This is a genomic window from Marichromatium sp. AB32, assembly GCF_003718675.1.
In the GTDB taxonomy this organism is placed as follows: Bacteria; Pseudomonadota; Gammaproteobacteria; order Chromatiales; family Chromatiaceae; genus Marichromatium; species Marichromatium gracile.
In genome coordinates this window covers 73,639-85,708 of sequence record NZ_RHFJ01000010.1, presented here as the reverse complement: position 1 = coordinate 85,708, position 12,070 = coordinate 73,639, and the positions used below count along the sequence as shown (strand labels likewise).

8 protein-coding genes are annotated in these 12,070 nt (G+C 67.2%); 2 read left to right on the top strand and 6 right to left on the bottom strand.

From position 1 onward, the window contains the following. Window positions 1–566 (bottom strand): ATP-binding cassette domain-containing protein (locus tag EBL85_RS05350; RefSeq protein WP_123142355.1); only part of this gene is annotated, 566 nt, incomplete at its 3' end. Window positions 567–731: 165 nt separating this feature from the next. Here EBL85_RS05350 and mobB point away from each other — a divergent pair. Then, window positions 732–1,265 carry a molybdopterin-guanine dinucleotide biosynthesis protein B gene (gene mobB, locus EBL85_RS05345; RefSeq protein ID WP_123139865.1) on the top strand — a complete coding sequence of 178 codons (534 nt, stop codon included), beginning with the start codon at window positions 732–734 and terminating at the stop codon, window positions 1,263–1,265. Between the two features lie 15 nt (window positions 1,266–1,280). Here mobB and EBL85_RS05340 read toward each other — a convergent pair whose 3' ends face one another. The 3 genes from EBL85_RS05340 to EBL85_RS05330 are packed head-to-tail and all read right to left on the bottom strand — an operon-like array spanning window position 1,281 to window position 6,301. Beyond that, window positions 1,281–4,154: an EAL domain-containing protein gene (locus tag EBL85_RS05340; RefSeq protein ID WP_123142352.1), complete on the bottom strand. Its 2,874-nt coding sequence runs from the start codon at window positions 4,152–4,154 to the stop codon at window positions 1,281–1,283. A gap of 6 nt (window positions 4,155–4,160) precedes the next feature. Continuing rightward, window positions 4,161–4,601, bottom strand: coding sequence for a response regulator (locus EBL85_RS05335; protein ID WP_123142351.1), 441 nt, complete (start codon window positions 4,599–4,601; stop codon window positions 4,161–4,163). Window positions 4,602–4,654: 53 nt separating this feature from the next. Next, entirely contained in the window at window positions 4,655–6,301 is a 1,647-nt protein-coding gene (locus EBL85_RS05330; RefSeq protein WP_123142350.1) for a methyl-accepting chemotaxis protein, read from the bottom strand. Window positions 6,302–6,639: 338 nt separating this feature from the next. On the opposite strand from EBL85_RS05330, the gene EBL85_RS05325 reads away from it, so the two are divergent. Beyond that, the gene (locus EBL85_RS05325; RefSeq protein ID WP_190288041.1) at window positions 6,640–9,222 is read left to right on the top strand and encodes a PAS domain S-box protein; all 2,583 of its coding nucleotides are present in this window, start codon (window positions 6,640–6,642) and stop codon (window positions 9,220–9,222) included. 3 nt (window positions 9,223–9,225) lie between these two features. Here the strand turns inward: EBL85_RS05325 and EBL85_RS05320 are convergent, their stop codons facing one another. Both EBL85_RS05320 and trkA read right to left on the bottom strand, forming a co-directional pair. Then, window positions 9,226–10,677 (bottom strand): TrkH family potassium uptake protein, encoded by a 1,452-nt coding sequence (locus tag EBL85_RS05320; RefSeq protein WP_123139904.1) that lies wholly within the window; start codon window positions 10,675–10,677, stop codon window positions 9,226–9,228. Window positions 10,678–10,684: 7 nt separating this feature from the next. Then, window positions 10,685–12,058 (bottom strand): Trk system potassium transporter TrkA, encoded by a 1,374-nt coding sequence (trkA, locus tag EBL85_RS05315; RefSeq protein ID WP_123139860.1) that lies wholly within the window; start codon window positions 12,056–12,058, stop codon window positions 10,685–10,687. Window positions 12,059–12,070 lie beyond the last annotated feature (12 nt).

The window sequence follows — 12,070 nt, the reverse complement described above, 5'->3', positions numbered from 1 at the left end:
ATCTCGTCGAGCAGCAGCATGTCGGGGCTCGACAGCAACAGCCGGCACAGCGCCACGCGGCGGCGCTCGCCGCCGGAGAGCTTGGTGACGTCGGCCTCCCAGGGCGGCAGGCGCAGCGCCTCGGCGGCGACCTCGAGGGTGTGGTCGAGGTTGTGACCGCCGCTGGCCTCGAGCAGGTTCTCGAGCTCGGCCTGCTCCTGGGCGAGGGCGTCGAAGTCGGCGTCGGGTTCGGCATAGGCGGCATAGACCGCCTCGAGACGCTCGCTCGCCTGCTTGATGTGGGCGAGCGCCTCCTCGACGTTGCCGCGCACGTCCTTGTCGGGGTCGAGCTGGGGTTCCTGGGGCAGATAGCCGACCTTGATCCCCGGCTGCGGACGCGCCTCGCCCTCGATCTCGGTGTCGAGCCCGGCCATGATCTTGAGCAGGGTCGATTTGCCCGCGCCGTTGAGGCCGAGCACGCCGATCTTGGCGCCGGGGAAGAAGGACAGGGAGATGTCACGCAGGATGGTACGCTTGGGCGGCACGATCTTGCCGACCCGGTTCATCGTGTAAATGTACTGAGCCATGAGGTCCTTGCGGTCGTTGTCGAGAGTCGGGTGATGGTCCGGGCGCGGTGGGGCGCCCGGGCCGAGGTGTTGCGCCCCGGACGAGGCACTCATTCTGCGCTGGCACCCGGGAAAAGTCCAAGCGCAGACGACCGCTCGCGACCGCTGTCCCGAGGAGTGAACGCGATGGCAGTAGCAACCCCGCCGGTACTCGGCTTCGTCGCCCCCAGCGGCAGCGGCAAGACCACCCTGCTGTGTCGGCTGTTGCCGCTGCTGCGCGCGCGCGGGCTGCGGGTGGGCTGTCTCAAGCACGCTCATCACCGCTTCGACGTCGATCATCCCGGCAAGGACAGCTTCGAGCTGCGCGCGGCCGGCGCCGAGCAGGTGCTGGTGGCCTCGCGCCGGCGCTGGGCGCTGATGGTCGAGACTCCGGAGGCGGACGCCGATCCCGATCTCGACACCCTGCTCGCGCGGCTCGATCCGAGCGGTCTCGACCTGGTGCTGGTCGAGGGTTTCAAGCATGCCGACTATGCCAAGATCGAGGTCCATCGCAGCGCGCTCGGACTCGCGCCGCTCTATCCCGAGGACCCGGCGATCATCGCCGTGGCCAGCGACCGGCCATCGCTGACCGCCCCGGCGCCGCCCCGGCTCGCGCTCGACGACCCGGAGGCAATCGCCGGGTTCGTGCTCGAGTGGTTGGCCGGGCTGGGGGAGCGGTGAACGGGGCAGGTCGGGTCAGCGCAGGTACTGACGCGCGAACTCGGCGGTCGGCAGTGGACGGCTGAACAGATAGCCCTGGTAGGCGTCGCAGCCGGCCTGACGCAGGAAGTCGCGCTGGGCCTCGGTCTCGACGCCCTCGGCGAGCACCCGCAGGTTGAGGTTGCGTGCCATGGCGATGATGGTCGCGGCGATCTCGGCATCGTTGCGGTCCTCGGGGATGCCCTGGACGAAGCTCTTGTCGATCTTGAGCTTGTCGATCGGCAGCCGCTTGAGATAGGCCAGCGAGGAGTAACCGGTGCCGAAGTCGTCGATCGAGAGTGCGATGCCGAGCGCGCGCAACGCCTCGAGGATCTCCATCCCGCGTCGGTTGTGCTGCATGATGGTGCTCTCGGTGAGCTCCAGCTCGAGGCGTTCGGGGGAGAGACCGGAGGCGGTCAGCTCGCGATCGACATGGAGCGCCAGGTCGGGCTGGGCGAACTGGTGACTGGAGATGTTGACCGCCAGGGTCAGCGGCGGGGCGCCGGCGTCGATCCAGTCCTGGAGCTGGCGACAGGCGGTGGCCAGTACCCAGGCGCCGAGCGGGATGATCAGCCCGGTCTCCTCGGCCAGGGGGATGAAACGGTCGGGCGGGATCAGCTCGCCGTCCGGGGTCTCCCAGCGCACCAGCGCCTCGATCCCGGTGAGCCGGGTGGTGTGCATGTCGACCTGGGGCTGGTAGTGCAGTACCAGCTCCTCGCGCTCGAGCGCGCGCCTGAGGCGTGATTCGAGCGAGAGTCGCGCGTTGGCGGCGCGGGTGAGCGATTCGGTGTAGTAGCGGTAGGTATTGCGCCCCTGCGCCTTGGCCTGGTACATCACGGTGTCGGCGTTGCGCAGCAGTTGGGTGGTATCGGTGCCGTTTTCCGGGTAGAGGCTGATGCCGATGCTGGCGCCGAGATAGATCTCGCGTCCGCCGGAGAGACGGAAGGGCTCGGCCATCAGATCGATGATCTGCTGGGCGAGGTTGCCGGCCTCGTCGGGGCGCTCGATCGACTCGAGCAACAGCACGAACTCGTCGCCGCCGAGCCGCGCCAGGGTGTCCTCGGCGCGAATGCGCGCGCGCATCCGCGCGGCGACGGCCTGCAGCAGTTCGTCGCCGACCGGGTGGCCGAGGCTGTCGTTGACGTTCTTGAAGCGGTCAAGGTCGATGAACAGCACCGCGACCTTGCTGCGCTCGCGCTCGGCGCGGTGGATGGCGTGTTCCAGGCGCGAGAGCAGCAGCAGCCGGTTGGGCAGGTCGGTGAGCGCGTCATAGTGGGCGAGGTGTTCGAGCCGGGCCTCGGACTGCTTGACCTGACTGATGTCGGAGAAGATGCCGACATAGTTGGTGGTGGCGCCGCGCTCGTCACGCACCCGGCTGATGGTGAGCCAGGCGGGAAAGATCTCGCCGTTGCGCCGACGGTTCCAGATCTCGCCCTGCCAGTGTCCGGTCTGCAGGATCGAGGCCCACATCGCCTGGTAGAACTGACGTTCGTGTCGGCCTGATTTCAACAGGTTCGGGGCATGCCCCAGCGCCTCATCCTCGTGATAGCCGCTGATCTCGGTGAACGCCTGGTTGACCGCGATCAGCCGATCGCCTCTGGCGTTCGAGACCATGATCCCTTCATGGGTGTTGTCGAGTACCGCAGCGGCCAGCCGCAACCGCTCCTGATCGCGCAGCCGCTCGGTGATGTCCTGGCCGACGCCGGCGATACCGATCACCGCTCCCTGCTTGTCCCGCACCGGGACGCCGTTGTAGCGATAGCTGCGAATCCCATTGACGGTTCGGGTGCGTCCCTCGATTTCGCAATAGCCCTGTTCGAGCGCGGCCTGGATGGCGCGTCTGAGCCTGGGGGCATCGGTGTCGACGAACAGCCGCTCGATCGGCAGTTGGCGCAGGGCCTCGGCCGTATATCCGGTCTCGGCCTCGACGCGCTTGTTCCACCACAGCAGCCGGCCTTCGAGATCGACCATGTAGAGGGTGTCGCGTACTGCCTCGGTGATGGCGCGGCTCTCGCCATAGGCGCGCAGCAGTTCCTGTTGCGCGCGCTTGGGTTCGGTGATGTCGCGCACCGACTCGATGGCACCGACGATGACGCCCGCGCCGTCGCGCAGCGGCGAGGCCACCGAGCGCAGATAGATCCCCTGAGCCTGGCCGATATGGGTGTTGAAGACCTCGGCGGTGAGCTGGTCGCCCTCCAGGCGCTGGAGGTTTTGATAGTGCTCGGGGTGGTGGTCGTCGGGGGCGAGGATGAGGTCGACCAGCAGCGCGCGGCGCTCGCCGTAGAAGGCCTTGGCATAGGCCTGGTCGCCCTGGCCGATGATCTGCTGACTGGCGATCCCGGTCATGCGCTCGACGGCGAGGTTCCAGACGATCACCCGGCCCTGGGTGTCGATGGCGAAGGTGGCGTCGGGGAGGAAATTGATGATATCGGTCATGCGCCGCTCCGAGGCGCGCAGTGCCTCCTGGGCGCGGGCGCGCTCGGTGATGTGGCCGTATTCACGCAGCGCCCGTTCGAGCAGGCGGGGCATCTGGGTGAAGGTCTCGGGTGACTTGACCACATAGTCGAGTGCGCCGGCCTTCATCGCCTGTACCGCCATCTGCTCGTCGCCCTGACTGGTCATCACCAGCACCGGATAGCGGATGTCTTGCACCGCGCCGGGGAGCAGTTCGTAGGCCTTGCCGTCGACCAGGTTGAGGTCGGCGACCACCGCATCCGGTGGCTGCTGCGCGATCGCCTGCAGGGCCTCGGCCAGGGTCTGGGCCACGCGTGGATCGGCGAACTGCTCACTGTCCTCGAGCGCGCGCGCGACCGCCTCGGCATGCGCCGGGTCGTCCTCGACGATCAGCACGGAGATCGGTGTTGGGGGCATAGGATGTCAACCGGGATAGCGGTTCCAGGCCAGCCAGTAGTGCCCGAGCGAGTCGAACAGCCGGGCGAAGGCATCGTAGTCGGCCGGCTTCACCAGATAACTGCTGGCCTGGTTGGAATAGGCGCCCTGGACATCGGGGTCGGCCGCCGAGGTGGTCAGGACCACGACCGGGATGCGCCGGAGCTGATCGTCGGCCTTGATCCGACGCAGTACCTCGAGCCCCTCGACCTTGGGCAGACGCAGATCGAGGAGGATGAGGTCGGGACGTGGGCTGCTCTCGGGGTCGCTGAAGCGGCCCTGACGGAACAGGTAGTCGAGCGCGGCCTGACCGTCCTCGACATGTTCCAACCGCGCCGGTAGTGCATTGGACTCGAGTCCGCGTCGGGTGATCTCGGCGTGTGCCGGATCGTCCTCGACCAGCAGCACCGAGAGTGTCTGTTCTTGCATGGCCTCCTCCGTTGCGGTGCGCCGGCTCGGTCGCGCCGCTACTGTAGTACCGCTCAGCCGCCCGCGCCGAACTTGAACTGGCCGATGAGCTGGCGCAGCGTCTCGCTCAGCTGTGCCAGCTCCTGGCTGGCGGCGGCGGTGTGCTGGGCGTTGTCGGCCGACTCTTCCGAGAAGTCGGAGATCTTGATCACGCTGTGATCGATCTCGGAGGCCGCCGCCGCCTGCTCCTCGGCGGCGCTGGCGACATGGGTGTTCATGTCGCGGATGGTGGTGATGGCGCCGCCGATCTCGGCGATCGCCTCGTGCGCCTGGCCGGCCTGCTCCAGGGTCTCGCGGGTGAGATGCTCGCCGCGATCGATGGCGGTGACCGCCTCCTGAGCGACCGCCCGCAGGTTCTGGATCATCTGTTGGATCTCGGTGGTCGAGGCCTGGGTACGGCTGGCGAGGGTGTGGACCTCGTCTGCGACCACGGCGAAGCCGCGTCCCTGTTCGCCGGCGCGTGCCGCCTCGATCGCGGCGTTGAGTGCGAGCAGGTTGGTCTGCTCGGCGATGGCGCGGATCACGTCGAGCACGCCGCCGATCGAGACGCTCTCCTCGCTGAAGCGGCGTACCGCATCGGCGGCCTGGGCGATCTCTTGGGTGAGCGTCTGGTTGGACGCCTGCACCTTGTCGACCGTCTCGCCACCCTGGCGGGCGCTGTCGTCGGCGCTGAAGGCCGAGGCTGCTGCGTCCTCGGCGCTCTTGGCGATCTCCTTGATGGTGGCGGTCATCTCGGTGACCGCGGTGGCCACCTGCTGGATCGCGCCACGCTGGCGCTCGATGCCGTCGTTGTTGGACTGGGTGATGGTCGAGAGCTGCTCGGCGGCGGCGGCGATCTGTTCGGTGGCGCGGGCGACCGCGCCGATGGTGCGCTCGGTCTTGTCGGCGAACTCGTTGAAGCCCGCCGCCATGTCGGTGATCTCGTCGCGCCCACTGGTGTCGAGGCGCTGGGTGAGGTCGCCATCGCCCTTGGCGATCCGGTGCATCGCCCGCGCCGCCTCGCCGATCGGAACGGTGATCGAGCGCGAGGTCAGCGCGATCAAGGCCATGACCAGGAGCAGCATGGCCGTGCCTAGCCCCCCCATCAGCGTGGCGTGACGCCAGAAGGCGGTGTCGACGTCGTCGATGTAGATCCCGCTGGAGACGATCCAGCCCCAGGTCGGCTCGCGCTGGGCGAAGGTGAGTTTGGGTTCGGGATGCTCCGCGCCCGGCTTGGGCCAGACATAGTGCACCGAGCCGCGGCCATCGCGCTCGACCTGCTCAAGCAGCTCGGCGACGAAGCGCTTGCCGTTGGCGTCGGTCTGCTGGCGTCCGTCGTTGCCGACCAGCTCGGGTTTGATCGGGTGCATCAGCATGAAGCCGCGGCGATCACGTACCCAGAAATAGTTGTTACCGTCATAGCGCATCGTGCGCAGGGCCTCGAGCGCGCTGCGTTCGGCCTCTGCGCGGGGGAGTTCACCGGCCTCGGCGAGTCCCTGGTAGTGCTTGACGACGCTATGCGCGGTCTCGACCAGTTTCTGGACCTGGGTGAACTTCTCCTGCACCAGGATCGACCTCACCTCGAACAGTGCCAGCGCGACCCCGGCGATGATCCCGAACAGCACCAGGGCCGAGAGCATCAATAGACGCTGCTTGATGGTGAGTGACCGCATCAGCTTCATGCCTGTACCTCTGTCGTCTTGCGTGCGTTGCTATGCTTTGTCGTCAGTGAAGGAATCACTGGCGGGGTAATCGTTGCAAGGTGCCGTGGTCGTCGGCCGACCTGTCCGTCGACACCGTCGCCGTCTCGTGCCCTGCCTTAGGAATGGACGCAGGTGATGCCTTAATCAATCGTTCCCGTTCGGGAAATCATCGGCGGATGTCGACGGCTTCACCGAAATCCTCCGGCCCTGTGCACCCCCCTTGGCCGACTTGCAGCTGTCCCGTCAGCGCCGGCGTCGACACCCCAGTGGCCGGGGTGTGTCATCCCCGGCCTGTTGTCTCCAGCGAGGTGGATGGAATGGATAATGAACCCAGTTCGGCGTGTTGCATGGATGACGGCGTCGGTGCGGTGGTGGTCGACGAGGCGGGACGGATCTGTCAGGTCGATGCCGACTGGAGCGCATCGCTCGGTCTGTCGGTGGCGTCGCTGCTCGGTCGGACGCTCGATGTCCTGCTCGACCCACCGCCGTCCTGGGAGCTGCTGAGTGCGCCGCGCCCCTGGCGCGGCAAGCTGCGGCTGCGTCTCGGTGAGTCCGGTGGGCGGTGGTTTCGCGCGCACCTGGTGCCGGTGCTTGGTGCTGCAGGCCGGATGCACTGCTGTACCCTGATGTTCGAGCCGCTGCCGCCAGTACCGCCGAACGAAGGTGTCGAAGGAGGGAGTCGGGCACGGCTGCTCGAGTCGGTCGCCGACTCGGCCTCCGATGCCATCGTGGTCGCCAGGCTCGAGCGGCTGGAGGTGATCTATGCCAATCGCGCCGCCCATCTACTGTTCGGCTGTGACCCGGAGTCGCGCGACATGATCGGTCGCGCCGGAGGGTGCTTCTGGCCGGAGGACGGCCTCGCCATGCTCGAGGTGCTGCTGCCCGAGGCGCTCGCCGGTGGGTGGCGTGGCGAGCTGCGCCAGCGACGGCTCGATGGCAGCGAGTTTCTCGCCGACGCAACCATCTTCGCGCTGCCCAGCCCGATCGGGGCGCCCGAGCTGGTGGCCGGTATGTTGCGCGATCTCAGTGCGGGTCAGCGGGCGGAGCGTCAGCGGCGACTGACGCACTTCGCCCTGGAGCGCTCGGGGGACGAGGTCTTCCTGCTCGATTCCGAGGCGCGCTTCGTCTATGTCAATGAAAGCATGCATGAGACGCTCGGCCTGAGCCGCGAGCGGCTGTTGACCATGTCGGTGCCGGACATCGATCCGCTGTTCCCGCCGCAGCGATTGCAGGAGGTGTTTGCGCGATTGCTCGAGGAGTCGTCGATTCGACTCGAGACCATCCATCAGCGTGGTGATGGCTCTCGCTTCCCGGTGGAGATCCTCGCCAGTCATTTCGTTGTCGATGGCGAGCCTTACTACAGCTGCATCGGGCGCGATATATCCGAGCGCGTAGCGGCCAAGCGCGCGCTCGAGGAATCGCGGGAATATCTCGACACCCTGATCGATGTCTTGCCGGATGCGCTTTTCGCGATCGATGGCGAAGGCGTGGTGACCATCTGGAACCGGGCCATCGAGCAGATGTCCGGGGTGCCCAGGGAGCAGGTGCTGGGGAGAGCGGGGCGCGTCTATGCGACGGCCTTCTATGGTGAGCAGCGACCCATGCTGATCGACATGGTGTCGGCCGCCCCCGAGAAGTGTGAGGAGATCATGCGTTGCTACGACCATGTTCATCGCGACGGCGATGTGCTGCTGGCTCAGCTGCATCTGCCGCGGGTCTACGGTGGCCGCGGGGCCTATGTCTGGGGGAAGGCGGTGCCGTTGCGCGATACCGCTGGCAGGGTCTTCGGCGCGCTCGAGATCATCCGTGACATCTCCGAACTCAAGGAGGCCGAGCGGGCGCTGCGCCTGAGCGAGGCGCGCTTCCGCTCGGTGGTGAGCAATACCCCGGTGATGATCTTCGAGTTCGACGCCGACGGCGTCTTCCGGCTCTGCGAGGGCAGCGGCCTGGAGTCGCTGGGGCTCGAGCCCGGCGCCCTGGTCGGGCAATCGGTGGCCGGTTTTCTCGGTGCCGACTCCGGGGTCGAGACGCACATCGCCCGGGCGATCGGCGGCGACAAGGTACAGTTCACCGCCGCACTCGGTCGACAGGTGTTCGAGACCTACTTCAACCCGGTGCGCGATCCCGGTACCGACAGCGGGGTGTCGGTGATCGGGGTCGCGGTCGATGTCACCGAGCGCACCGAGCGCGAGGCCGAGCTGCGTCAGCGCACCGACGAGTTGACCCGCTTCACCTATACCGTCTCGCACGACCTCAAGAGCCCGCTGGTGACCATCCGCACCTTCCTCGGCTTTCTCGAACGCGACATCGCCGCCGGCGACGAGGCGCGCATCGCCAAGGACCTGGGGTTCGTGCGCAAGGCCTCGGAGCGGATGACGCGCTTGCTCGATGAGCTGCTGGAGTTGTCGCGCATCGGTCGGCTGGTCAACGACCCGACCGAGTTCAGTCTGCGCGAGGTGGTCGATGAGGTGCTCGAGTTGGTCGCCGGACGCATCGTCGAGCGCGGGGTCGAGGTGACGGTGAGCGATGCGCCGGCATGGATCCTGGGGGATCGCCCCCGCCTGACCGAGGTCTTCCTCAACCTGATCGACAATGCGGTCAAGTTCATGGGCGATCAGTCGGCGCCGCGTATCGAGATCGGACTCGAGAGGTTGGACGACGCGTTGGTGGTGGTCGTTGCCGACAACGGCAAGGGGATCGACCCGCGCCATCTGCACAAGGTCTTCGGGCTGTTCGAGCGCCTCGACCTCGAGGGGGACGGGACCGGCATCGGTCTGGCCCTGGTGCAGCGCATCGTCGAGGTCCACGGTGGGCGGATCTGGGCCGAATCACCGGGGCCCGGGCAGGGGGCGCGCTTCTGCTTCACCCTCGCCGGACTCGAGCTGCGCCCCGCCGGTTGAGCCTCAGCGCTGCCAGAAGGTGGGGGTGAGCAGCACCAGCAGGGTGAAGATCTCGAGCCGGCCGAGCAGCATGGCAAAGCAGAGGATCCACTTGGCCGGGTCGTAGATGTCGGCGAAGTGCGGGCCGACCATGGCCAGCCCTGGACCGAGGTTGTTGATACAGGCGGCGACCGCCGAGAAGGAGGTCAGCAGGTCGAGTCCGGTGGCCGCCAGCATCAGATACATCAGCACGAAGCAGGCGACATAGAGCGAGAAGAAGCCCCATACGGCATCGACCACCCGGTGATCGATGCTCTTGCCGCCGATGCGCACCGGGATCTGCGCGTTGGGGTGGATCAGGCGACCGATCTCGCGCACGCCCTGCTTGATCAGCAGCAGGAAGCGGATGACCTTGATGCCGCCGCCGGTGGAGCCGGCGCAGCCGCCGACGAAGCTGGTGAACAGCAGCAGGATCTGCAGGAAGGGCGGCCAGAAATAGAACTCGGCGGTGGCGAAGCCGGTGGTGGTCCCGATCGAGACGGCCTGGAACAACCCCTTGGTGAAGGCGTCGTCCCAGGTGATGAAGGTGTCGGTGCGATAGAGCGCGACCGTGGCGATGGCGGTCACCGTCACCATGATCAGCAGATAGAAGCGCCACTCGCTGTCGTGGAGATAGACCCCGAGGCTGTGGCGGTGTACCGCCACGAAGTGCAGCGCGAAGTTCATCCCCGCCAGCAGCATGAACACCACCGCGATCATCTCGATCAGGGTGCTGTCGAAGTGACCCATGCTGAGGTCATGGGTCGAGAAGCCGCCGATGGCCACGGTCGAGAAGGCGTGACCGATGGCATCGAACAGGGTCATGCCCGCGCCCCAGTAGGCCAGTGCGCAGGCCACCGTCATCCACAGATAGATGTACCACAGCGCCTTGGCCGTCTCGGTGATGCGCGGGGTGAGCTTGGAGTCCTTCATCGGTCCCGGCATCTCGGCGCGATAGAGCTGCATGCCGCCGATGCCGAGCATCGGCAGCACCGCGACGGCGAGCACGATGATCCCCATACCGCCGAGCCACTGCAGCTGCTGGCGATAGAAGAGGATCGACTTGGGCAGGTCGTCGAGTCCGACGATCACGGTCGCGCCGGTGGTGGTCAGCCCCGAGATCGACTCGAACACCGCGTCGGTCGGCGACAGTACCGGGTCGGGGGCGAGCAGGAAGGGCAGGGCGCCGGCCAGCCCCAGGGTGGTCCAGAACAGCACCACCACCAGGAAGCCGTCGCGCAGCCGCAGCACCGCCTGATACCGCATCACCGGGAGGAAGATCAGAAGTCCGGCGCTGAGCAGGATGGCGAAGGCGACCAGGAAGGGCCAGGCCTCACCGTCGGCATAGATCAGCTCCACGACCACCGGTGGCAGCATGGCGAAGCTGAACACCGCCAGCAGCAGGCCCAGCACCTTCTGTACCGCAGCGAACTTCATCATGGCGCTAGAGGAAGGTGACGCCGACCTGGAACAGACGCTCGACCTCGGGGATGCGGCGCTTGTCCTGGAGGAAGAGGATGACGTGGTCCTCGGACTGGATCCGGGTGTCGTGGTGGGCGATCAGCACCTGGTCGCCGCGCACCAGTGCGCCGATGCTCGCCCCCTTGGGCAGACGGATCTCGGCGATGGAGCGTCCGATCACCTTGCTCGAGGTCTCGTCGCCGTGGGCGATGGCCTCGATCGCCTCGGCCGCCCCGCGGCGCAGCGAGTGCACCATCACCACGTCGCCGCGGCGCACGTGCTTGAGCAGGCTGCCGATGGTCGCCTGCTGCGGCGAGATGGCGACATCGATCGCTCCCGACTGCACCAGGTCGACATAGGAGGGGCGGTTGATCAGCGCCATCACCTTGCGCGCGCCGAGGCGCTTGGCGAGCATCGCCGAGAGGATGTTGGCCTCGTCGTCGTCGGTCACCGCGCAGAACACGTCGGTGCTCTCGATGTTCTCCTCGAGCAGCAGGTCCTGGTCGGCGGCGTCGCCGTGGAGCACGATGGTCTTCTCCAGGTCCTCGGCGATGTGCTTGCAGCGCTTCAGGTCACGCTCGATGATCTTCACCCGGAAGCTGCGCTCGAGCGCGCCGGCCAGCCGCGTGCCGATGTTGCCGCCGCCGGCGATGATCATCCGTCGGTAGGTCTTGTCGAGCCGGCGCAGCTCGCCCATCACCGCGCGGATGTGTTCGGGGGCGGCGACGAAGAAGACCTCGTCGTCGACCTCGATGACGGTGTCGCCCTCGGGCTGGATGGCGCGGTCCTGGCGATAGATCGCCGCCACCCGCGCCTCGATGTTGGGCATGCGCTGGTGCAGGGTGCGCAGCTCCTGACCGACCAGCGGGCCGCCGTAATAGGCCTTGACCGCCACCAGACGGATGCGCCCGCCGGCGAAGTCGAGCACCTGCAGGGTGCCGGGGTTCTCGATCAGACGGATGATGTAGTCGGTGACCAGCGCCTCGGGGCTGATCGCGACATCGATCGGCAGCGCGTCGGTGCCGAACAGTCGCGGCTGGTCGAGGAAGCTCTGGGCGCGCACCCGGGCGATCTTGGTCGGGGTGTGGAACAGGGTGTAGGCGACCTGACAGGCGACCATGTTGGTCTCGTCGCTGTTGGTCACCGCGATGATCATGTCGGCGTCCTCGGCGCCGGCGCGTGCGAGCACGTCGGGGTGGGCGCCGTGACCGTAGACGGTGCGCAGGTCGAAGCGGTCCTGCAGCTCGCGCAGCAGCGCCGGGTTGTGATCGACCACGGTGATGTCGTTGGCCTCGCTGACCAGGTTCGCCGCCACCGAGGTGCCGACCTGGCCGGCGCCGAGGATGATGATCTTCATGCCGCGCTCGGC

Excerpts from the sequence above, each read along its gene's own strand:
- EBL85_RS05330 (WP_123142350.1), bottom strand. The coding sequence starts at position 6,301 with ATGAAGCTGATGCGGTCACTCACCATCAAGCAGCGTCTATTGATGCTC.
- EBL85_RS05340 (WP_123142352.1), bottom strand. The coding sequence starts at position 4,154 with ATGCCCCCAACACCGATCTCCGTGCTGATCGTCGAGGACGACCCGGCG.
- mobB (WP_123139865.1), top strand. The coding sequence starts at position 732 with ATGGCAGTAGCAACCCCGCCGGTACTCGGCTTCGTCGCCCCCAGCGGC.
- trkA (WP_123139860.1), bottom strand. The coding sequence starts at position 12,058 with ATGAAGATCATCATCCTCGGCGCCGGCCAGGTCGGCACCTCGGTGGCG.
- EBL85_RS05325 (WP_190288041.1), top strand. The coding sequence starts at position 6,640 with ATGGATAATGAACCCAGTTCGGCGTGTTGCATGGATGACGGCGTCGGT.
- EBL85_RS05335 (WP_123142351.1), bottom strand. The coding sequence starts at position 4,601 with ATGCAAGAACAGACACTCTCGGTGCTGCTGGTCGAGGACGATCCGGCA.
- EBL85_RS05320 (WP_123139904.1), bottom strand. The coding sequence starts at position 10,677 with ATGAAGTTCGCTGCGGTACAGAAGGTGCTGGGCCTGCTGCTGGCGGTG.